The sequence below is a fragment of the Salegentibacter profundi genome (assembly GCF_054121475.1).
Genome location: NZ_JBSYGG010000010.1, coordinates 69,749 through 91,565 on the forward strand (window position 1 = coordinate 69,749; position 21,817 = coordinate 91,565).

The window sequence follows — 21,817 nt, forward strand, 5'->3', positions numbered from 1 at the left end:
GCCATTTGCCTTTGAACTGGTTTAAGCTGTCCCTACAACTCAATAAATTTCCCATAAATCGGGCGCAAAAACTTTTGGGCAAGATAAGGGAAATCCCTGAAAACTATTATCAGGATTATCTAGATAGTAAGAAATTCGAGATCTTGGATTTTCATTTAAAACATAATTCGTTTTATCAGGAATTCTGCGAAAAAGATAAGTTTGAAAAATGGGAAGAAGTACCTGTCTTGAAAAAATCCCAGCTTCAACAGAAACTAAAACACCGACTCAGTAAAAATTTCAAAAAACGAAATACTTATATTGGAAAAACATCTGGAAGCAGTGGAGAACCATTTATATTCGCAAAAGATCGATTTTGTCATGCGCTAAGTTGGGCTGGTTTTCAGGATAGATATCAGTGGCATGGTATAGATCTCAATAAAAGTTTACAAGCCCGGTTTTATGGCATACCACTAGATCTTTATGGGAATCTTCAGGAGCGATTTAAAGACAGGATAAGCCTAAGAAGGCGTTTTAATATATTTGACCTTAGTGAGGGAAAGATGGAGATTTTTTTAAAGCGTTTTCAAAAATCTAAATTCGACTATATAAACGGTTACACAAGTGCGATTCTTCTTTTCGCAAAATACCTCAAAAGCAGGGATATTCAATTGAAAGACGTTTGCCCAAGCCTCAAACTTTGCATAGTGACTTCAGAACGCCTTTTTAAGGAGGATAAGGAGCTTATTGAAATGGCAACCGGAGTTCCCGTTGTGAATGAATACGGTGCAAGTGAAGTGGGTCTAATTGCCTTTGAAGACAAGAATAAAAACTGGATTGTAAATTCCGAAGATCTCTTTGTGGAGATTTTAGATGAACACGATAAACCTGTACCTAATGGACAGGAGGGTCGTGTGGTAATTACATCGCTATATAACCTGGCGCATCCTATGATAAGATATGACATTGGCGATACTGGAGTTCTTTCGGAAAAAAGCACTCCAAAAACCCCTGTTCTTCAAAAACTCATCGGGCGTACCAATGATGTAGCAAGGCTGGCAGATGGCAAGCTCGTTCCTGGCCTCACGTTTTACTATGTGACCAAAACTATAATTGAAGATACCGGAAACATCAAGGAGTTCGTAGTGATTCAGACTGCGCCAGATATTTTTAAAATTGACTATGTAAGTGAAAAAGCTTTTTCCGAATCACAAATTGAAAGGATACTCAGAGCAATTGAAAAATATGTTGGAAAAGATCTCAGGGTTCTTTTTGAGAGAAAAGAGGTTTTGGATCGCGATAAAAGCGGAAAACTTAAGCAGTTTAGCTCACGAATCTAACTGCTTCTTAATTGTTTTTTCTTTATGAAAAAATGTTCCTTCAGGAACATTAACATACAACGAAGACTATTGAAAAAACCAAAACCCAGCACTTTATAATATATAATGAAATTATAACGGAGCATTTTGAATTTATTCCTTGAGACTGAATTCTTTCTTAGCCGGTAAATGGCTAAAGGTTCTTTAATACTTTTTGCTATACGAGCCTTTTTTACGGCAGCAAGCCATAATCCCCAATCCTGTCTTTTTCTAATCTCTGGTCCAAAAATTTTACCTAATTCTGCAATATTATAGATTCCGGTAAGGTTACCGATATAATTTGATTTTAATAGTTTCTGATAAGTAACATATGGTAAGGCTTGAACCACCACCCTACGGATCTCTCCATTTTCTGTGATTTGTTCATAACTGGAAAAACAAATTGTAACGTCGTTTTCCTTCATAAAATTCAATTGAGTATGAAGTTTATGTGGCTTCCATAGATCATCAGCGTCCAGAAATGCGATATAATCTCCTTTTGCCTCTTTTATTCCTTTGTTTCTCGAGACCCCTGCACCTTGATTCTTTTCATTAAGGATGATTTTAAATCTTTTATCTTTTGCTGCATAGTCTTTTATTATTTCTAAAGTTTGATCTTCCGAGGCATCATCGATCACAATTAATTCCCAGTTTGAATAGGTTTGTTTGATAACCGATTCTATAGAAGCCTTAATAAATCGTCCGGAATTATAAGCCGGCATTATCACTGAAACCAATACATCCTGATCCATCATCTTCTAATATGTTTCGAAAAATCCTTATGCTCACTTTTTTTCAGATCCTCGGGACTTAGACTCTTGAAGTATTCATAGGTGATCTTCATTCCTATTTCACGTGAGATTTTGGGTTCCCACCCTAAGATGCTCTTAGCCCTGGTAATATCAGGCTGGCGTTGTAGGGGGTCATCTTGCGGAAGCTCTTTATACACAATTTTCTGATCTGTTTTGGTAAGTTTTATAATCTCTTCAGCAAAATTTCTGATGGTGATCTCATCTGGGTTACCAATATTGACCGGTTCGGAATAATCACTTAATAATAGCCTGTAAATTCCTTCTATTTGATCATCTACAAAACAAAAGGAACGTGTTTGAAGTCCATCTCCAAAAACGGTCAAATCCTCACCTCTTAATGCCTGACCGATAAATGCTGGGATTACCCGGCCGTCATTCAGCCGCATCCTTGGTCCATAGGTATTAAATATTCTGGCAATTCTAGTTTCCAGGCCATGAAACCGATGATACGCCATCGTGATAGATTCCATAAAGCGTTTTGCTTCGTCGTATACGCCACGGGGACCTATTGCATTGACATTTCCGTAATAGTCTTCATTTTGAGGATGAACCAGAGGATCACCGTACACTTCAGAAGTTGAGGCAATAAGGATTCTTGCATTTTTTTCTTTGGCTAGACCAAGACAATGCAATGTTCCAAGAGAGCCGACCTTAAGGGTTTGTATTGGAATTTTGAGATAATCTATCGGGCTGGCAGGAGAAGCAAAATGAAGAATGTAATCGAGATTACCCGGCACATGAACGAACCTGGTCACATCATGATGAAGAAACTCAAAATTTTCATTTCCAAAAAGGTGCTCAATATTCTTTAGATCTCCGGTGATAAGATTATCCATTCCAATCACGTGAAACCCTTCTTTTATGAACCTGTCACAGAGATGAGACCCCAGAAAGCCTGCCGCACCAGTGATAAGTATTCGTTTTGCCATATACAATTCCTTTCTTTTGGTAAATCACTTTATCTTCCACACCCTCTCATCGATCAAATTCTCAAGACTCTCGCGCCAGTTAAGTACAGGTATTTTAAAACTCTTGAGTAATTTGTTTTTACTTAACACGCTAAAAGTAGGGCGTTTTGCCCGGGTTTTATAATTCTTGCTTTTGTTTAATTTAATCTCCTTGCCTTTGGCTAAAAATTTAATTATTGCTTTGGCAAAATCATACCAGGTAGCCTCTCCCATATTGCTGAAATGGTATAATCCATAATGGGTTTCCTCTTCCTTGATGAGCTTTAGGACAAATTGAGCAAGATCATTGGCGTTAGTTGGAGTCCCCGTTTGTGAGGTGGTAATGTTTAGGCTAGCTCCTTCTTCTATTTTTTTCAAGATGGTATTAAAGAAGTTATGACCGAATTCAGAATACAACCACGAAGTTCTGAAAATAAAATAGGTGTCCATGCCATCAATAATATACCTCTCTCCTTTTAATTTTGAGGCGCCATACACATTGATGGGGTTAGTCTTATCTGTTTCCTTATAAGGTTCAGTGGTTTTCCCGTCAAAAACGTAATCGGTTGAGAAATGGATCAAAACGGTTCCGGTATTTTTACAGGCTTTAACCAGATTTTTAACTCCATCAGAATTAATTTTAAAGGCCATTTCTGTATCCTCTTCGGCCTTTTCAACATTGGTGTAAGCCGCACAATTAATACAGTAATCTGGTTTTTTTTCTGTAAATACTTCCTGAAGCTTATTTTGATCCGTAATATCAAGCTGCGAAGAATTAAGGAATATAAAATTCACGCCAGGATAATCCGTAGCGATTTTTTGAAAACATTGCCCCAATTGGCCTGAAGCTCCGGTGACTAAAACCCTTTTCATCGAAATACCTCTTTTAAAAGTGGCTGAGCAAGATCCTTATCTGAAAGGATCATTTTTTTCTCGGGAAATTCCCAATCAATATCCAGATCCGGATCATTATAGATAATCCCTCCTTCAGCATCGGGATGATAATACTCATCACACTTATAAGCAAAAACAGAAGTTTCAGACAAGGTTACAAAACCATGTCCAAAACCTTTAGGGATATAAAGCTGATATAAGTTAATATCATCCAAAATAGTTTTAAAAACCTGTTTGAAAGTAGGTGATTCAGGTCTAAGATCTACAACCACATCCAGAACTTTTCCATAAATGGCACGTACCAATTTGGTTTGACCAAAATCTCCATGTTGAAAATGCAAACCTCGCAGAACGCCGTAAGTAGAAATAGACTGATTATCCTGTACGAATTCCTTATTGATCCCCGTGAGATCGATGAATTTCTTTTTATGATAACTTTCTAAAAAAAGCCCTCTATTATCTCTATAAATATCCGGTTTTATGATAAAGCAATCTTTCAAAGGTGTTTTCTCTACCTGCATTTTTTTCTGATTTATTTTTCAAAGATCTGGTCGAGAATCTTTTCGGTTATCAAATAAGTAGGTTTTACACCGGTGGTTCCTAAGCCTCCTGAAGCCAGCGTACTACCGGTTTCAAGGGGATTATCAGATGCATAATAGGCATATCTTACCTTCACATTTTCATTTATGCTTCCGCGCAACTTTGAAGCGGCCTGGATGGCTTTTTGATAATGAGCACCCTCCATTTCGAGGCCGCTCACATTCCAGGTAGAATCATGAAAGAATTTTAGGATATCTTTATTCTGAAGAGAGGTTCCCAGTACCGTGATCATTGCACCGTCTACTATTTTAATACCGTGACCTTCCAAATCCTGTTTTTTCAAATCGTTTTGGAATGGATAATTATCGGCTGTTCCTTCAAAAACATGCGCAGTAGGTATCATGATATCTCCCTTCCCACCATCGAGAATCCCCGCCTTTCCCATAATGGAAATGGAGGATACGTTCATTTTAATTTCATTCCCTTCAAAATTAAAAGGTTTCAATAGCTCATCCATAGTTTCATAAGCCTGTTCCCCAAAAGCATAATCCATAACCACAATGACCGGCTGTTCATCCTTCATACTTCCAGGTTTCTTCCCATCATAACCGTTTGTGAGTTTTGCAGTATCAAACACCTGCACATCTATATTGGTACCGCTTTTATCTTCGATAAAATGCATTCCATTATTTAAAGCAGCTTTCATTACTTTATTTCTAAGTTTTCCATTTCCGCTGTCGCTCAATGCTTCATAAATTTCAAGTACTTTTTTCTTTTTTAGTTCTTCCTTTAAGGCAACAGGGGTAAATAGGGTGTTCATTACACTATGCATATTTGCACTAATAATGTGTACTGGGCGATGCATAAGGTTTTCCTTTAAGAGAAATTGCTTGATATTATCGGCCCAGATCTCTCCATGAATATGGTGACCTAATCTTTCTCTTAAAACAGGACTAAAAGTAATAATCCGCTTTTCATTTTTTATAGTCTCAGAGAGAGCAAGCTTACCAAGATTATAGATAATATGTAGAAAACGTTCGGGTTGACCGGAAGAAGCGAATTTTGGATATAGGGTATATACTTCGTTAAAGGTTCGGCCAAGAATATTTGATGTATGGGTCAGAGCCACTTCTCTTTCTTCTCTGCTGAGTTCGGAATCCTGGAGAACTGCTCTTTCGAGTTTCTCCCAGTCTCTGGTAACATTGCCTTCTTCATCAATAAGTACACGCCTCATTATTTTATGAGATTCTACAAAAAGAAAGGTAAGATGCGTAAGAATATCGTAGATCTCGGATCTTCCCCGTGTAATCTCAATATTCATTTGTTCTTGATCTATCCTATAACAGTTTCTTCTTCGTTTTGGAGGTACGATGGGTTGAAAATGTGAATTTCCATAACCTTCGTCACTGGTTAAATTTATATAGGTGCACTCCTCAATACCAATTGGGAGCCGGTCTACTACATAGAGGAGTCCGTTTAGTTCTACCTTATCTTCAGCGATTGATCCATAAATCTCAGGTCTAAGCGTAAGTAACGCTTCGCGTAAGGTTTCCCCCGATACCCCCATAGGTTTATAAAACCCCCGGTTAAAAAGGTGCCGCATTGTAATGTAAAGCCGCTCTATAGCATGGGTGCTCTCCTGTGCCCGGGTACGGCCTTGTAGTTTTAAATTCACCATATATTATTCTTTTATAATTTCTTCCAGAACACTGGCAATTTTCCTATCGTTAGCAAGTCTTGGAAGCTTATTCTGTCCACCAAGTTTACCAATGGATTTCATATATTTCTGGAATCCATTTAAAGGCACCCGGGTTATTTTCAAGGGTTGGAGTATTTTACCCTCAATAAGATCAAAATAATAAGAATTTTGTTCCTGAAGGGATTTATCAAGAATTTTTCTGAAGGCATTAAGATCCTCAGGTTCCTTTTCAAATTCGATGAACCATTCGTGGTAGGGCAATTCATCCTTTTCAGGCGTAATTTGTGGAGCCACCGTGAATTCACTTATCCGCGCCTTTGTTTGAAGAGTGGCTGTTTGCATGGCCTCCTCTACCTCTTTGGCGATAACGTGTTCCCCAAAGGCTGAGATAAAATGCTTAATCCTACCTGAAACAATCACGCGGTATGGTTTAACTGAAGTAAACTGCACCGTGTCTCCTAGATTATAGGCCCAAAGACCAGCGTTACTTGAGATTAGCATTACATAGTTTATACCAGTTTTTACCTCGCCAATGGTTAATCTTTTTGGATTCTCTTCAAAAAATTCTTCAGTTCTAATGAATTCATAGAACATGCCTGAATCCAATTGCAAGAGCATTCCTTTCTCGTTCTGTTTATCTTGAAAGGCAAAAAAACCTTCCGAAGCAGGATAAAGCTCGATACTATCCACTTTTCTTCCGATAAGATTTTCAAATTTTGCCCTGTAAGGTTCATAATTTACTCCCCCATAAATAAAAAGCTCAAAATTTTTAAAGAGCTCTCCAACTTTTTGTCCTGTTTTTTCTTGAAGGCGTTCGAAATACATTTGTACCCAAGATGGGATGCCGCTTATTACGGTCATATCCGCCTTACGGGTTTCCTCTACAATAGCATCAACTTTGGTTTCCCAATCCTCAATACAATTGGTTTCCCAACTGGGCATCCTGTTTTTCTGAAGATATGAAGGCACATAATGTGCAACAATACCTGAAAGCCTACCTAATTTTACGCCGTTTTTTTCATCGAGTTCAGGACTTCCCTGCAAAAAGATCATTTTTCCATCGACAAAAGAAGCATTCCCGGTCTCCGCGATATAACATAAAATCGCATTACGGGCTGCATTTATATGGGTAGGCATAGAGTCCTTGGTAAGTGGAATGTATTTAGCACCACTAGTAGTACCAGAGGTTTTAGCGTAGTAAAGTGGTTTTCCAGGCCATAAAACATCGGCCTCCCCGGCTACCATTCTATCTACCCAGGGCTTTAACTCCTCGTAGTCCCTTACAGGAACTTGCTTTGAGAAATCACGAAATGTTTTTATGCTCTTGAAATTATGATCATTGCCAAACCGGGTATTCCTAGCCTGGCTAATGAGGTTTTTAAAAACCTTTTCTTGGGTAGCTTCAGGTTTTGAGGCCCAAGCATCAATTTTTCTGCGTATAATTTTGGCAAATATCTTTGCGCCAATAGATTTTAAAGACATATTATTTTAATCAAAATCAATATAATCGGTTGGGTTAACAGGCAATCCTTCGTTCCATAATTCAAAATGCAAGTGTGGCCCACTGGAATATTCTCCTGTTGACCCTGCAGTTGCTATCACTTCACCTGTCTTTACGATATCTCCCTGTTCTTTTGTAAGGGAAGCATTATGTTTATATACTGAAAGAAGACCGTAATTATGTCTCACAATTATGACATAACCGGTTTGTGTGGTCCATTCCGAAAAAATAACTCTTCCGTCTGCCACCGATTTCACTGCTGAATTTTTTGGAACTACAATATCTACTGCAAAATGCCTGTCTTCCAGATTGAAACCTTCAGAAATAGAACCTTTTACTGGTGGAAATAAGGAAAATTCTACATTATCTGCTGCAGAAGCTAAGATATTGTACTTATCCTCCTGTGCTACTTCTTCACGTAAAAGAGAATCTGCCCTAGAAGGCTCAATAGGCTCTATTTCACCCGGGGATTGAGGGCTTTCCATAAGAGAATCCCTGTTAAGAGCATCGGTTTCTGCTTCCCCGGTTAAAACACTTTTAATAGAATTAAGGTATTGATCATTAAGCTTTAAAATTCTTTGTAAAGAATCTGATTTATAAGCGAGATCTACAGCTCTACTCTTTAATTCAGGAGAGGAGTATCCTGGAATATATTCTCGCAAGGGGGTAAAGGCAATTATAATGGTGGTAGCAGCAACTAAAAGAATAGCACTTAGTGTGATCGTTACAAAAACATTTAAACGCGTAAGTTTAAAGGATAGGCGCTCCTCAAAAGTATCTTCATTTAAAATTACCAGGCGGTACTTATGAAGTAGTTTTTTGGCGAACTTCTTTTTATGTTTCTTTTTGGCTGCCATAGATTTTAAAGCTTAGACAAAGATAAATTAAAAATATTCGGTGCCATGGAGATTTAAATACCAAAATGAATACCAAAATACTAAGGATTAACATATAAATTGGAGATCACTGGGTAATGTGCTTAATTGGAATTTCACTTAGAATGAAGCAAATAAAAAAATCTAACAAAATTAATTTGTGTTAATTAAGGTATATTTTAATGAATTCTTGTTAAGTTTGTGATATCTAAATTAAAGTTATGAATGCATTTATTTTACCATTGGCGATAGGAGCACCACAAATAATACTAATTGTAATTGTGGTTCTACTGTTATTTGGAGGTAGAAAAATTCCTGAATTAATGAGAGGATTAGGTAGTGGAATTAAAGAATTCAAGGATGCTTCCAAAGATGAAAATGACGAGAAAAAAATTCCCGAGGAAAAGAAATAACTACCTTAATTCATAAAGAAAAAGCCCAACTTTCCAGCTGGGCTTTTTCTTTATTTAATTTTAGCCGATTGTAAGATGGCATCCAGCTCAAATATATTATCTCGTTTCCCTCGTGCTGGAGAAAAAACAAATCCCTCTATAACTAAATAACGGTTGTTGGCTTCATCCTTAATTGCATAATTTACGAAAGGACCAGCCATAAAAGCATTTTTTACCTCCCAGGTACCTCGAGTTTCGTAGGCAAACTTTCCGTCAATTTGGGTTTCAAAAAGATAAGGGGCATAGGCTTCTTCAGTGATCATATAGCTGCCCTCTACTGGTCCAGGAATATAAGCTTTCCCAATAGAATCTCTCATTTTAATTATATTACCAATGATATTGGTGTCTTTTTCGATTTGGTTGATGGGAACCTCATAAATTAATAGTTCCATATTTCCTTTGGTGATCTCCTTTCTCAGCCAAATAAACCCATCCTCTTCCACTGCATATCGATAAATCGAGGGGAACTTAAGGGAAAGTCCGAACTCATCCTCCAGTTTTTCATCCTTTCCGAGTGATTTCCCAATTCTGCGTTGCTTCTCCTTCATTTCTGTATTTTTAAAAGCGGCAATCGCTTTCTCTGCTCCCTCGTTAATAGCATGAATAATTTCTTCTTCATTAGGTCCTGAAATAATTATCCCTGTTTGAGGACGAGCATACACATTATCCAAGATTTTTATTCCCGCTTCATTGGCCTTTTCTACCTTAATAAAAGATCGGTTCCTTCTAACAAAACCAGTAAAGGTTTCGGGCGGAATTTGTTTAAGGGAAAACATGGGTTCCTCTTGGGGCAAACCATCTACCGTAGCAGCAAAATTATTCCGAAGGGCTTCCCCAACGGGACCTTCCCAGAGATTATTTTCTATTATTAAAGTAATCTGATTGATGTTTCCTGAAGAATCTACCAGGATACGTTCCTGTTTCTCGTTCTGGTCATTACAGGAAATTAAAAAAAATAAGGTTAAAAGGAGAAATAATGATTTTTTCATTTTTGGCTTAATTTGATTTACAAATTTACCCTTTGGAAACTTTCAGTTTCATCCCGGGTTTTAGACTGGACGAGCCCACATCATTCCAAGTCCTCAAATTCTGTACCGTAACTCCGGGAAACTTGCGTGAAATGCTCCATAATGAATCTCCTTTTTTAACTGTATAGATCTTTGTAGCCTTTTTATTCGAATTATCTTGAGATGATGATACTTGGGAAACAGCAGGTTTTCTGGGATAAATGGTAAGGTATTGCCCAATCCTTAAGTTATTGGACCTTAGATTATTCCATCGTTTTATACTGCTTATACCTACACCATAGCGGGCGGCAATTTTCCCCAGGTAATCTCCGCTCTTTACTTTATACCGAATCCGATCTTCAGTTTCGATATATTTTGGTAAATTACTTTCTTTCTTGGCAAGATCTTCAGTTACGTATTCATAGATTTCGTCTTCATTAGCCACAAATGCACCAGATACCGACCTTGGCAGTCTTACGCCATATTCTTTATCTTCAACAAAAGGAATAATATCCAATTTATAGCTTGGATTTAAAAATTGAAGCATTTCTTTTTCTACACCAGTAACCTTGGATATTTGATCAAAAGTAAGCATCTTTTTAACCCTGATAGTATCCGTTTCAAAGAAGGCAACATCGGGTTTTTTAGGCTGAAAATCGTGTTCGTCGGCATATTCAAATATATAAAGTGTAGCCAAGAATGCCGGTACATAACCTGCGGTTTCACGCGGAAGATACCTTCTCAATTGCCAGTAATTGGTGGAGCCACCACTTCTCCTAATGGCTTTTGAAACATTTCCTGGGCCAGAATTATAGGAAGCCAAAACCATGTCCCAGTCACCAAAAGATTTGTAAAGATTGGCCAGGTATTTAGCGGCTGCCTCAGTAGACTTTTCAGGATCCATTCGTTCATCCACATAAGAACTAACCTCCAGATCCAGCATTTTCCCAGTAGGAAACATGAATTGCCATAAACCAGTAGCCCCGACACGGGAGCGAGCACGTGGATTTAAAGTTGATTCCACAATGGCCAGGTATTTAATCTCTAATGGAATATCAAACCTATCCAATTCCTTTTCAAACATGGGAAAATAGTATTCACTTAAGGCCATGAGGTTTTCCATGGCTCTTTTATTGCGTTTTAAATAAGACTTTATAACACTTTCAAGTACTGGATGATATTCAATATTAAATGGCGTTCTGGAATTGAGTTTATTCAACCGGGCTTTAAGGGTATCGGTTGGCAACTCTTTAAAAACTACTTTTGAATAGTCCTGCTCATGAATACTTTTTTGAAAAGTATCATATAAGCTGGTATCAAGAAGTTGCGATCTCCAGATGGAATCTATTTTTGCAGCTTTTGGAAGATCCTGCAGCTTTACTGCTGCAGAATCTTTTATCAGTGCAGATATGGGAAGTTTATTTTTAAATTCTGGGTCGGGCGCAGACAAAATTATCTCTGAGGTGCTGGGCCTTTCAAAAATTTGAACTCTGAAATTGGCTTTTTCAGTTCTCTTTTCAGCCTCTTCCTGCGCCAAAATTCCCATGCTAAAAAACAACAGTAATAATGAGAAAATACTCTTCATCAAATGAGTCATAAATTTTATTACGAGAACGAAATATTCTCAATTTTCGTACCTTATTCCCCTATTGCTTCAATTCCAGGAAGTGATTTCCCTTCTAACATTTCCAGCATTGCTCCTCCTCCGGTAGAAACATAACTCACTTTATTTTCAAAGCCAAATTTCTTGACAGCTGCCACAGAATCTCCACCGCCTACCAGACTAAAAGCTCCATTTTCGGTAGCCTCGGCAATGAATTCACCTAATTTGATGGTTCCTTTGGCGAATTTATCCATTTCGAATACTCCAAGAGGTCCATTCCATAGAATGATTTTGGATTTTTTGATAACCGCCTCGAAATTCTTAAGAGAATCAGGTCCGGCATCCAGTCCCATCCACCCATCAGGTATTTTATCAATACGCTCAACCTGCGTACTGGCTTCTTCAGAAAAGCTATCCGCGATTACCGAATCCACGGGCAGGTGAATTTCTACTCCTTTCTCTTTTGCTTTTTTAAGGATTTCAAGAGCGAGCTCTTGCTTGTCTTCTTCTACCAGAGAATTTCCGGTTTTTCCACCCTGGGCCAATATGAAGGTGTAAGCCATCCCCCCACCTATGATCAGGTGGTCTATTTTATCAAGTATATTTTCAATTACGGTAATTTTGGATGATACCTTTGCACCTCCGAGAACTGCAGTTACAGGTTTTTCCTTGCTGTTGAGCACCTTATCCAGACTTTTAATCTCCTTTGCCAGAAGATAACCAAAACACTTCTCTTCAAAAAACTTAGCAACAATAGTGGTTGAGGCATGAGCACGATGGGCAGTGCCAAAGGCATCATTAACATAAATATCCCCTAATTCGGAAAGTTGCCTTGCAAATTCTTCATCTCCTTCAGTTTCTTCCTCATAAAATCTTAGATTTTCAAGTAAAAGAACTTCTCCTGGTTGCAATTGCTCGGTAGCTTCTTTCACCTTATTCCCTACAGAATCGTCTACAAATTTGGTTTCAACACCAAGGACCTCTGATACTTTGGAAACTATATTTCTAAGAGAGTATTTTTCTTCTTTTCCTTTCGGTCTGCCTAAGTGAGACATGAGAACCACACTACCCCCATCTTCGAGTATTTTTAGGATTGTAGGTCTTGCCGCTTCTATTCGGCTGGCATCCGTTACTTTTAAATCCTTCAAAGGAACGTTAAAATCCACCCTAATTAGTGCCTGTTTATCTTTAAAATTGTAATCGTCTAATGTTTTCATAGTAATGCTTTAATTACAAATATAATTTTTTCCGAAGATATAAAAGTGCATATAAGTTTTATATTTGCTTATGCTTTTTGAAGAAATTATAGGCTTAGCCCACATAAAAAATCATCTAACTACCACTGCCGATAATAACAGAATTCCCCATGCGCAACTTTTTATTGGGAATTCGGGAAGCGGTACCTTACCTATGGCCATAGCATACGCTCAGTATATTTTGTGTAAAAACAATAATGGGGAAAACAATTCAGGCAATGAGGCCTGTAATCTCAGGTTCCAAAACCTTGGTCATCCTGATCTTCATTTCGCCTTTCCTGTTGCCAACAACGAAAAGATTAAAAGCCACGCTGTTTCGGACCACTTTATGGATGAATGGCGCAATTTTGTTATGTCCAATCCTTATGGTAGTTTATTCGACTGGTACCAGGAACTTGGCATTGAGAATAAACAGGGGAAGATAGGAGTAGATGAAGCGCAGGACATTGTTAAATCTCTTTCATTAAAAGCCTATGAAGGTGGCTTTAAAGTTATGCTTATCTGGATGGCGGAAAAGATGAATCGTGAAGCAGCCAACAAATTATTGAAGCTTATCGAGGAACCACCAAATAAAACACTTTTTATCCTTATAGCTGAGGAAGAGGAGCAAATTATTCAGACTATAAGATCGAGATGTCAGAAACTCCATTTCCCACCCCTACCTGAAGTAGAAATTGCAGATTTTCTTATTAAAAGAAAAGCTTGTAACCAGGAGGAGGCATTAAAAATAGCACACCAGGCAAATGGCAGTTACACAAAGGCCCTGCATCTTTTAAATAAAGATGCTGGTGATAAGCAATTTGAAACCTGGTTCGTCAATTGGGTAAGAAGTGCTTTTAAGGCAAAAGGGAATAAATCAACTGTATTGGAGCTAATCGCCTGGAGCGAGGAAATTGCAAAACTTGGCAGAGAAAATCAGAAAAGTTTTCTATTATATTGTTTGGATTTTTTCAGGCAGGCGTTAATGTATAATTATAAAGCAAATAATTTGGTTTATCTGGAACCAAGGACTAATGGTTTTAAAATAAAAAATTTTGCTCCTTATGTGCATGGTGGAAACATCCTGGAAATAACCCAGGCGTTGGAAGAAGCAATATTTCACATTGGTCGAAATGCAAATTCCAAAATTGTTCTAACAAATCTATCCATTAAACTCACGCGATACCTTCATAAAAAACCACAACACTATGATAAACCTCAACAATTATCTCACTGAAGTTCTTATTCTGCTTTTTATTCTGATTACTTTTTTACAATCCGGTTTAGATAAGGCTAGCGATTGGAAAGGAAATATAGGCTGGTTAAAAGAACATTTCAAAGAAACTTTTATGGCAGGAATGGTTCCACTGATGGTAGGGGTTATAATGATTATTGAAATATTAACAGGTTTCCTTGCTATCGTAGGAATAACCTGGATTCTTTTATACAATGATCCTTCTTGGGCCCTCTATTCGTGCATACTAGCGGCTATCACGCTTTTAATGCTTCTTTTTGGACAAAGAGTTGCCAAGGATTATGCCGGAGCATTTACCATAACAGGCTACTTTGTTGTCGTTATCTTTGGTGTTTTTCTCCTTTCTTCATTTTCCTAAGTTTTCAGCACAAAAAAGCCCCTCAAGAAGCTATAACTCCCGGGGGCTCTTACTTTACTTATTTGAAAAATTAATCCTTTTGATATGAAGCATTTAATTCTTCCAGAACCTCTTCGGTGATATCTAAGCCATCTTTTGCATACATTATATTCGCCGATTCATTTGATCCAAAAATATAGGTATAACCCTTTTCCTTTCCATATTCTTCGACATAATTTTTAACTTTATCTACAATAGAATCAATTGCGGCATCACTTTCCTGGCGCAATAAACCACCTCTTTGTTGTTGCTGCTGCTGCAATTGCTGTTGTTTTTGCATAAGCTCCTGTTCTCTTTCCTGACGTTGAGCCTGGGACATCGAATTCATTTCAGACTGATATTCCTGTACTTCGGCCTGAAAAGCATTAGCTACAGAATCAAGCTCTCCTTTAACCGTTTCTGTTTTCTTATTGAATTTTGCTTCTACATCCTTCATCTCCTGATACTCCTGAATAAGTTTAGTGGTATCAACATATGCTGTTTTTTCCTCATTACAGGAGATAAAAAATACGGAGAGAACTGTGATTAAAAATATTTTCTTCATTTTGGTAAGTTTTGTTTGGACAAATGTATAAAACATAAATCTTTAAATTTTGGATTAGTAAACCATATTTAACCTAATATTTAAAAAAGTTATATACCAAAGGGTTTTTATAAAAAACCTTTATTGAAAATAAAGCGATATAATGAATTCTAAGGGAAATATATAAAAGCAGAAAGGTAATATTACTCTAAACCATTAAAAAGCTCTTAAATTGGCTTAAAATAGAAATTAGGTTTGTTTTTTAAAGAAATATACTAGAGATGAATATTCAGTGCTCCTTCTAGCCTGCCAATTTGATTTCCAACCCTGGAAGAATGCTTTTAATGGATTTGAAGTTCCGGTTCTGTTTTTTTCAGAAAGCAAGCTTACATAATAGGCATCAAAAATCAATGGCCGGGTATGGTCTAGAATAAAACCAAATTGAGAAAAGAATTTTTTAATCCCATTTTGTGAGAAATGCCACAAGTGTCGAGGTACATCGTACCCGGCCCAAAATTCCCTGTAATATTGAGCATCATAACTTTTAAAGTTCGGTACCGCAATTACCAGGATTCCATTTTTATCAAGCAGTGCTTTTAACTTAGAAAGCTCCTCTTCCACATTAGAAATGTGTTCCAATACATGCCAAAGACAAATTACATCAAATTTTTTTCCATCATATTTTGACAGATCTTTTCTAACCTCAAGGTTTTTTTCGAGAGCTAAATTTCTGGCAGATTTATTCGGTTCCACCCCGCTGACCTCCCAGCCTCTTTCTTTAGCATTCAAAAGAAAATCTCCAGTTCCCGCGCCAACGTCCAATAGTTTCCCTGGTAACATTAATGACTCGATCCAATTCAATTTCTTGTTTAACATGTATTTCTTAACAAGCCGATAAATTCTATCGGTTATTCCTTTTGAAGAATCTGTGTGAGAAATATAATTTTCACTTTCATAGTAAGATGCTAAATTTTCAGGAACAGGGATAGTTTTTAAAATCTCAAAATCTGCGGAAACAAGTTGAAATTTTTCTTGAGAAACCAAAAAATCCTGGCACTCTATATAAACCTTGTTTCCCATTTCTATTTTCGTATTTCCCAAGATTAAAAGTTAAATGATTTCACTAGCCAAAAATTCCTATTAGAGGTTAATGTTCCACGTGGAACTTTTATTGTTTTTATCTTCCCATGTATACCAATAAAACGGAAACATCATTTGGGCTTACCCCACTAATTCTTGAAGCCTGAGATACGCTTGTAGGTTGAATCTTGTTTAACTTCTCTCTCGCCTCAAAAGACATAGATTTAATCCTGGAATAATCAAAATTCTTTGGGATTTTTACATCTTCCAGCCTGTTAAGTTTATCGGCATTATTTTTTTCCTTGGCGATATAACCCGAGTATTTTACCTGAATCTCGGTTTGTTCAAGCATTTCTGAATTAAGATCATTCTCCTGAATATAATCCTCCACCCCTGGAAAGCACCGAACATCATTCATTTCAATATTCGGTCTAGAAAACACTTTAAATATTTTATCACTTTGTTTCATTGGAGAGGAATTATATTTTTCCAAAACCGGATTTGCATATTCAGGAGTGACACTTTTATTCTTCAAAAAATTAACGAAGTAAAAAGATTTCTCCTTCTTTTCCTCCATTTTTCTCATCCTTTTCTCTGAAGCTAAGCCTAATTGATAAGCCTTTTCAGTTAATCTAAAATCTGCATTATCCTGCCTCAAAAGGGTACGATACTCGGCACGAGAAGTAAACATCCGATATGGTTCTTCAGTACCCTTGGTAATAAGGTCGTCTATTAATACCCCAATATATGCTTCATTTCTTTTTAAAATAAATTCTTCCTTTTCCTGAATTTTAAGGGCGGCGTTTAACCCAGCCATTAATCCCTGCGAGGCGGCCTCCTCATATCCAGTAGTTCCATTAATTTGCCCTGCAAAAAAGAGGTTTTCTACGAGTTTGGTTTCAAGAGTATGCTTCAATTGGGTCGGTGGAAAATAATCGTATTCAATGGCATAACCTGGACGAAAAAATTTTACTTCTTCAAAACCAGCAACAGAGCGCAAAGCTCTAAATTGAACATCTTCCGGAAGTGAGGTAGAAAAACCATTTACATACACTTCAACTGTATGCCATCCTTCAGGTTCTACAAAAAGTTGGTGCCTATCCTTATCGGCAAAACGATTAATTTTATCCTCAATCGAAGGGCAATACCTAGGACCGATACTTTGAATCCTTCCATTAAACATAGGAGACCTTTCAAAACCCTCTTTAAGGATCTCGTGGACCTCATTGGATGTATAGGTCATATAACAAGACCTTTGAGAACTCAATGGTTTTGTATCATCCAAAAATGAAAATTTCGAAGGTTTTTCATCCCCTGGTTGTTCCGTCATTTTAGAATAATCCAAAGACCTACCATCCACCCTTGGGGGAGTTCCGGTTTTCATTCTACCAGCTTCGAAGCCCATTTCCATAAGATCTTTAGTGATTCCGATAGCCGCTCTTTCTCCAGCTCTACCACCCCCAAAATTCTTATCACCAATGTGAATAAGCCCATTTAAAAAAGTACCATTTGTAAGTACAACAGATTTAGCTTTTATCTCAATGCCTAATGAAGTTTTTACACCGATTACTTTTTGGTTCTTAATTATTAAGCCTGCTACCATTTCCTGATAAAAATCTAGATTTGGCGTTTGTTCAAGCCTGATTCTCCAATCCTCAGCAAACCGCATTCTATCACTCTGCACCCTTGGGCTCCACATAGCAGGACCTTTTGACTTATTGAGCATTTTAAATTGAATAGCACTGGTATCACTAACCAGGCCACTATATCCGCCCATAGCATCGATCTCACGAACAATCTGCCCTTTTGCAATTCCACCCATTGCTGGATTGCAGCTCATCTGTGCGATGTTTTGAAGATTCATTGTAACCAAAAGGGTTTTACTCCCCATATTTGCGGCAGCGGCAGCAGCTTCACTTCCTGCGTGACCGGCGCCTACTACTATAACGTCATATTCCTTTTCAAACATAATTTTAACCTTATTGTTCCACGTGGAACATTGCAATTTTTTCGTCTTCTTTCTGTCGCATTAAGAGGCGTTCACTTTCAGTTTTATCCCGGTATCCACAAAAATGAAGGATACCATGAATCAGCACTCTTTTAATTTCTTCCTCGAAGGGGACCCCGAATTCCAAGGCGTTCTCCTCTACTCTTTCAATGCTTATAAAAATATCACCAGCCAATTGATTTCCTAGGGAATGATCAAAGCTTATAATATCAGTAAGTGTGTCGTGATTGAGATACTCCAAGTTTATTTTATGCAGATAATCATCATCGCAAAAAATAAAATTAATCTCTCCAAGGGCTTTTTCTTCCGATTTAATCATCTTTTCTATCCATACCCGATGCGCAGTTGGATTTTTTAAATTAAAATCGGTTTCAGAAAAAAAATTAATTTGTTGGTTTTTTGCGTTCAAAATACTGCTTAACTTTTTGTTGGTAATTTTCGCGCAAAGGTAAGATTTGTCTGTTTAAAATCTCAGTCTGATTAAAATATTCTTTAGCCTTAATATGGTGACCCTTAGAAGAATTGATAAACTTTTCTTTATTGGTTTCACTTTTCCTTTCATCATCTTCACCTTGTTCCAACCTCGCCTTATCAAACTTCATTAATTCATGCATCAGTTGCGTCATTCTTTGGAGGCTTTCCGGACTAAATCCTTTATCTATTAATTGCTCCTCCAATTCTAGCATTTTTTGTCTTAAAAATTCCCCATTAGCATCGCGATCTTCCAGTTCCAATAATTTCTCTAATGCTTGTCGCAATTGATATTGTTCTCTGTAAATCTCAAAAAGATCTCCACTTTCCTGTTCTTTATCATATCCCTTTTCTTGATCTCGGCCTTGATTATCTTTTCTTTTTTGAAAACCTTCCTGAAGTTTTTGTTGTAAATCCTTCTGCTTTTGAATAATATCAGGCAACTGGAAGTCTTCCCCATTCCCACCTTTACCAGGTTGCGGATTCATTTGTTGTTGCATTGAGGATAAAATATTGCTTAACAAATATGCTAGATCATTGGCCCCTGTTACCACATACTGTTGACTGGCTGTTCCCTGGGGAAGCTCGTTTTCTGCAAGCCGCTCTAAAGCTTTATTAATATCGAATTCTACATCAGATAATTTTTCGGTGATTTTTTCCCCTATCATCGGGTTTTTTAAGGCCAGACTATATAAACTATCATCGATATGCCTGAAGTTTTCTTTGAGATCATTTTGTAAATTAAGTTTATCAGCAAACATTGGATCTTCTCTATTAATAACTTTAAAGGATTCCATTAAATCTTCCTGTTGAAAGGAAAATCTTACAAGATTATCGAGGATCTGACGTAAACTCCCAATGTTTGCTTTTAATTGTTCCCCGGATTGTGCCCGCATTTGTTCTTTCATTTTAGCACTCATCTGGAACATTTTTTTTGCAGCATCCTTTTGCTTTTCTTTCGCCCGTTCAGGTTTATTATCCCTCATATTTTTCTCGGCTTCACCAAGATCCTTTTGTATGTTTTCTTCATCTCCCTTATTCCTATTAAGTTCTACAGGTTCGGTAAGACGTTCGTTATCTTTTTCTAGTTCATCCATCTGCTTAAGAAATTGATCAAATTTCTCAGCTATTTTTTTCTGTGACTCTATATCATTTTTTTTATTCTTTTCAAATATCTGCATCTGAGCTCTGGCAATTTCCTCAAGTTCCCTGGCTAACTTTTGATTTCTCTCCTCAACATAATATCTTTTCGTTAGCTCAAGTAATTGTTCCATGCTACGCTGTTGAGCCTGATTACTCTTAGAGAGTTCTTCAAGCTTTTTGCCTAGTTCCTCCCGGTTAATCTTATCAGAAAATTCCTTTAATTCTTCCATTAAAGCTTCATTTTCCTTAAGGCGTCCTTCGTTTTTCTCCAACCTTTTATTTAATTCTTTCTTGTAGGGATCTCCTTTTTGGCTATCCTTTTCTTCCTTCAGACTGTTTTTAAGTTTTTCCGTATAATCTTTCATCATTTCATTCTGCTTCTTTTGCCGTTCCAGGAAATCATGCAACTTTCGTCTTTGGTTATAATCAAGGCTTTTATTCTCCTTTTGTATACGAAAAAAATCATTTAGCTCTTCTTTAGAATATTCCATCTCTTTCAGAGATTTACCAAGATTTTGGATAGATTCTTCCTGTTTGAGCATTTTTTCTTCCTCCACTTCCCGGATGCTCCTTTTTTTAAAGCTAAAAAGATTACTACGACTACTTTTCGAACCGTTCACCGCATCATTATCAAAGACCTGAAAAAAATAAAGGTAATTGACACCTCTTTCCAAAGACAGATCTCCCGGAAAAGTGAAAAGAAAATTGGCAAAGGACTCCTTAGCTATCGGTATTGAAACCCTTTCCAGACTATCAAGAGCACCTTCAGGATAATATACAAGTTGTAATTTTTCCACAGCATAATCGTCAGAGACGTTTCCTAAGAAATAACTAATTTGCTCATCAATACTATCGGATTTTTTTGTTACTTCAATTTCCGGAAAGCGATCTCTGATAATATCAATTTCGTAAGAAACCGGCTCAAAATGCCTGATTTTGGAATTCGAGGAGCTCAAAGAATATTTAAATGGAGAAAAGACCATGGAACGGTGGGTAACTATTCCGGAAGTCGCGTCAAAATCCAGTATGGTATCAGCCAAAGTAAAATGAACCTCTTGGGTTTCCCGGGTTTTGATTCTCCACTTGATCTCGGTACCCTCAGGAACTCGCACGTTCCCTGTACCCCCCACTGAATCATTTTCTCTACCGGTATAATCGGGATAATCCAACCGCATATCAAGATTAACCAGAAAAGGAATCTTTTTCACTTCAATGTTATAAGCCGAAGAAGAAATGCTACTGGAACTTAGTCGAAAATTAAGATCTTCCTTAAGCCGTTTAAAAGTATATTCAAATACTCCTGGTTCCACTTGTTGTAAAAGATAATTCTGGTTGTTATAAGAAATACTCACCTCCTCCGGTCTAACTTCACCGATGGTTTTAACAGTCAAGGTTAAATCACGATTTTCAAGCACTTCTAACTTTTGATTCACAATTACAAAATAAAAAGGTGCAGGGGGTTGAAACTCTGAATTAAAATTCACTACGCGCCCATAAGATTCAGATAAAAAAGATGAATTACCTGTAATAAGAATGGTTAAAAATATAATAACCGGAAAAGCCGCCCATTTCAAATACTTAAGGCTCGTTTTATAATTAACGGCCGAATTAAACGGAATAGGAAACAACATTTTTGCCTTTTGATTAATTCCAGCAATTAGTAAATCCGATTTGTGTTCTGATTTTTTTAACTCAAGGAGATTCAGTAACTTATCTTTTACTTCAGGGAAATGATCACCAATAATCCGAGAGGCATCTTCTTCTGATAAACCTCCTGATAACCTAAATAATTTAAATAAGGGAATGACAATAAAATAGATCAAAAGACCGATTTCGAGAATAAGAAAAAGCCAGAATAGTAATTTCCGACCAGAAGTATCAAGCCATAAAAAATATTCTATGGTAAGTATCAGCAATAAATAAAGCAAGCCAACTGCAGAAAAAAGAATCGTTCCTTTAAGCAGTTTATTTTTATAATATTTGGTTATAAAATCACTTAGCTTGTCTTTTACTTTATAGTAATTATCCATCCCCTGCT

19 protein-coding genes are annotated in these 21,817 nt (G+C 37.1%); 4 read left to right on the forward strand and 15 right to left on the reverse strand.

Features of this window, described 5'->3' with window-relative positions:
* The first annotated feature begins 11 nt into the window (after positions 1-11).
* Positions 12-1,319, forward strand: coding sequence for a phenylacetate--CoA ligase family protein (locus ACW6NC_RS12550; RefSeq protein ID WP_457866504.1), 1,308 nt, complete (start codon positions 12-14; stop codon positions 1,317-1,319).
* Here ACW6NC_RS12550 and ACW6NC_RS12555 read toward each other — a convergent pair.
* Genes ACW6NC_RS12555 through ACW6NC_RS12585 form a run of 7 tightly spaced genes read right to left on the reverse strand, consistent with a single transcriptional unit; the run spans position 1,316 to position 8,587 of the window.
* A complete protein-coding gene (locus ACW6NC_RS12555; RefSeq protein ID WP_457866506.1) occupies positions 1,316-2,092 on the reverse strand; it encodes a glycosyltransferase family 2 protein in 777 nt (258 codons plus the stop codon). The genes ACW6NC_RS12550 and ACW6NC_RS12555 overlap by 4 nt on opposite strands.
* Positions 2,089-3,078, reverse strand: a complete 990-nt coding sequence (locus tag ACW6NC_RS12560; protein WP_457866508.1) for a UDP-glucuronic acid decarboxylase family protein — start codon at positions 3,076-3,078, stop codon at positions 2,089-2,091. Before ACW6NC_RS12560 ends, ACW6NC_RS12555 begins: the two co-directional genes overlap by 4 nt.
* Before the next feature lie 24 nt (positions 3,079-3,102).
* Positions 3,103-3,969: a dTDP-4-dehydrorhamnose reductase gene (gene rfbD / locus ACW6NC_RS12565; RefSeq protein WP_457866510.1), complete on the reverse strand. Its 867-nt coding sequence runs from the start codon at positions 3,967-3,969 to the stop codon at positions 3,103-3,105.
* A complete protein-coding gene (gene rfbC, locus ACW6NC_RS12570) occupies positions 3,966-4,511 on the reverse strand; it encodes a dTDP-4-dehydrorhamnose 3,5-epimerase (protein WP_457866511.1) in 546 nt (181 codons plus the stop codon). Before rfbC ends, rfbD begins: the two co-directional genes overlap by 4 nt.
* 11 nt (positions 4,512-4,522) lie before the next feature.
* Positions 4,523-6,208 (reverse strand): DUF6909 family protein, encoded by a 1,686-nt coding sequence (locus ACW6NC_RS12575; RefSeq protein WP_457866512.1) that lies wholly within the window; start codon positions 6,206-6,208, stop codon positions 4,523-4,525.
* A gap of 3 nt (positions 6,209-6,211) precedes the next feature.
* Positions 6,212-7,711, reverse strand: a complete 1,500-nt coding sequence (locus ACW6NC_RS12580; protein ID WP_457866514.1) for a GH3 auxin-responsive promoter family protein — start codon at positions 7,709-7,711, stop codon at positions 6,212-6,214.
* A 6-nt stretch (positions 7,712-7,717) separates the two neighbouring features.
* Positions 7,718-8,587 (reverse strand): M23 family metallopeptidase, encoded by an 870-nt coding sequence (locus tag ACW6NC_RS12585; RefSeq protein WP_457866516.1) that lies wholly within the window; start codon positions 8,585-8,587, stop codon positions 7,718-7,720.
* A 239-nt stretch (positions 8,588-8,826) separates the two neighbouring features.
* Here ACW6NC_RS12585 and tatA point away from each other — a divergent pair, with 239 nt between their 5' ends.
* A complete protein-coding gene (gene tatA, locus ACW6NC_RS12590) occupies positions 8,827-9,018 on the forward strand; it encodes a twin-arginine translocase TatA/TatE family subunit (RefSeq protein WP_457866517.1) in 192 nt (63 codons plus the stop codon).
* Positions 9,019-9,068: 50 nt separating this feature from the next.
* On the opposite strand, the gene ACW6NC_RS12595 is transcribed toward tatA, so the two are convergent.
* Genes ACW6NC_RS12595 through ACW6NC_RS12605 form a run of 3 tightly spaced genes read right to left on the reverse strand, consistent with a single transcriptional unit; the run spans position 9,069 to position 12,884 of the window.
* Entirely contained in the window at positions 9,069-10,046 is a 978-nt protein-coding gene (locus ACW6NC_RS12595; protein WP_457866519.1) for a DUF4837 family protein, read from the reverse strand.
* Between the two features lie 25 nt (positions 10,047-10,071).
* Entirely contained in the window at positions 10,072-11,649 is a 1,578-nt protein-coding gene (locus ACW6NC_RS12600; protein WP_457866521.1) for a LysM peptidoglycan-binding domain-containing protein, read from the reverse strand.
* 53 nt (positions 11,650-11,702) lie between these two features.
* A complete protein-coding gene (locus ACW6NC_RS12605; protein WP_457866522.1) occupies positions 11,703-12,884 on the reverse strand; it encodes a phosphoglycerate kinase in 1,182 nt (393 codons plus the stop codon).
* Positions 12,885-12,954: 70 nt separating this feature from the next.
* Between ACW6NC_RS12605 and ACW6NC_RS12610 the strand changes: the two genes are divergently transcribed.
* Both ACW6NC_RS12610 and ACW6NC_RS12615 read left to right on the forward strand, forming a co-directional pair.
* Positions 12,955-14,139 carry a DNA polymerase III subunit gene (locus ACW6NC_RS12610; RefSeq protein ID WP_457866523.1) on the forward strand — a complete coding sequence of 395 codons (1,185 nt, stop codon included), beginning with the start codon at positions 12,955-12,957 and terminating at the stop codon, positions 14,137-14,139.
* A complete protein-coding gene (locus tag ACW6NC_RS12615) occupies positions 14,111-14,515 on the forward strand; it encodes a DoxX family protein (RefSeq protein ID WP_457866525.1) in 405 nt (134 codons plus the stop codon). Before ACW6NC_RS12610 ends, ACW6NC_RS12615 begins: the two co-directional genes overlap by 29 nt.
* A gap of 70 nt (positions 14,516-14,585) precedes the next feature.
* Here the strand turns inward: ACW6NC_RS12615 and ACW6NC_RS12620 are convergent, their stop codons facing one another.
* From ACW6NC_RS12620 to ACW6NC_RS12640, 5 genes are all read right to left on the reverse strand, one after another.
* A complete protein-coding gene (locus ACW6NC_RS12620) occupies positions 14,586-15,098 on the reverse strand; it encodes an OmpH family outer membrane protein (RefSeq protein ID WP_457866527.1) in 513 nt (170 codons plus the stop codon).
* Between the two features lie 228 nt (positions 15,099-15,326).
* Entirely contained in the window at positions 15,327-16,157 is an 831-nt protein-coding gene (locus tag ACW6NC_RS12625; RefSeq protein ID WP_457866529.1) for a class I SAM-dependent methyltransferase, read from the reverse strand.
* A gap of 97 nt (positions 16,158-16,254) precedes the next feature.
* Positions 16,255-18,126 (reverse strand): tRNA uridine-5-carboxymethylaminomethyl(34) synthesis enzyme MnmG, encoded by a 1,872-nt coding sequence (gene mnmG, locus ACW6NC_RS12630; RefSeq protein ID WP_457866531.1) that lies wholly within the window; start codon positions 18,124-18,126, stop codon positions 16,255-16,257.
* 10 nt (positions 18,127-18,136) lie between these two features.
* A complete protein-coding gene (ybeY, locus tag ACW6NC_RS12635; RefSeq protein WP_457866532.1) occupies positions 18,137-18,574 on the reverse strand; it encodes an rRNA maturation RNase YbeY in 438 nt (145 codons plus the stop codon).
* Complete coding sequence (locus tag ACW6NC_RS12640; RefSeq protein WP_457866533.1) at positions 18,549-21,809, reverse strand: hypothetical protein; 3,261 nt, start codon at positions 21,807-21,809, stop codon at positions 18,549-18,551. Before ACW6NC_RS12640 ends, ybeY begins: the two co-directional genes overlap by 26 nt.
* Between the last annotated feature and the right edge of the window lie 8 nt (positions 21,810-21,817).

Excerpts from the sequence above, each read along its gene's own strand:
- ACW6NC_RS12555 (WP_457866506.1), bottom strand. The coding sequence starts at position 2,092 with ATGATGGATCAGGATGTATTGGTTTCAGTGATAATGCCGGCTTATAAT.
- ACW6NC_RS12560 (WP_457866508.1), bottom strand. The coding sequence starts at position 3,078 with ATGGCAAAACGAATACTTATCACTGGTGCGGCAGGCTTTCTGGGGTCT.
- rfbD (WP_457866510.1), bottom strand. The coding sequence starts at position 3,969 with ATGAAAAGGGTTTTAGTCACCGGAGCTTCAGGCCAATTGGGGCAATGT.
- rfbC (WP_457866511.1), bottom strand. The coding sequence starts at position 4,511 with ATGCAGGTAGAGAAAACACCTTTGAAAGATTGCTTTATCATAAAACCG.
- ACW6NC_RS12575 (WP_457866512.1), bottom strand. The coding sequence starts at position 6,208 with ATGGTGAATTTAAAACTACAAGGCCGTACCCGGGCACAGGAGAGCACC.
- ACW6NC_RS12580 (WP_457866514.1), bottom strand. The coding sequence starts at position 7,711 with ATGTCTTTAAAATCTATTGGCGCAAAGATATTTGCCAAAATTATACGC.
- ACW6NC_RS12585 (WP_457866516.1), bottom strand. The coding sequence starts at position 8,587 with ATGGCAGCCAAAAAGAAACATAAAAAGAAGTTCGCCAAAAAACTACTT.
- tatA (WP_457866517.1), top strand. The coding sequence starts at position 8,827 with ATGAATGCATTTATTTTACCATTGGCGATAGGAGCACCACAAATAATA.
- ACW6NC_RS12595 (WP_457866519.1), bottom strand. The coding sequence starts at position 10,046 with ATGAAAAAATCATTATTTCTCCTTTTAACCTTATTTTTTTTAATTTCC.
- ACW6NC_RS12600 (WP_457866521.1), bottom strand. The coding sequence starts at position 11,649 with ATGAAGAGTATTTTCTCATTATTACTGTTGTTTTTTAGCATGGGAATT.
- ACW6NC_RS12605 (WP_457866522.1), bottom strand. The coding sequence starts at position 12,884 with ATGAAAACATTAGACGATTACAATTTTAAAGATAAACAGGCACTAATT.
- ACW6NC_RS12610 (WP_457866523.1), top strand. The coding sequence starts at position 12,955 with ATGCTTTTTGAAGAAATTATAGGCTTAGCCCACATAAAAAATCATCTA.
- ACW6NC_RS12615 (WP_457866525.1), top strand. The coding sequence starts at position 14,111 with ATGATAAACCTCAACAATTATCTCACTGAAGTTCTTATTCTGCTTTTT.
- ACW6NC_RS12620 (WP_457866527.1), bottom strand. The coding sequence starts at position 15,098 with ATGAAGAAAATATTTTTAATCACAGTTCTCTCCGTATTTTTTATCTCC.
- ACW6NC_RS12625 (WP_457866529.1), bottom strand. The coding sequence starts at position 16,157 with ATGGGAAACAAGGTTTATATAGAGTGCCAGGATTTTTTGGTTTCTCAA.
- mnmG (WP_457866531.1), bottom strand. The coding sequence starts at position 18,126 with ATGTTTGAAAAGGAATATGACGTTATAGTAGTAGGCGCCGGTCACGCA.
- ACW6NC_RS12640 (WP_457866533.1), bottom strand. The coding sequence starts at position 21,809 with ATGGATAATTACTATAAAGTAAAAGACAAGCTAAGTGATTTTATAACC.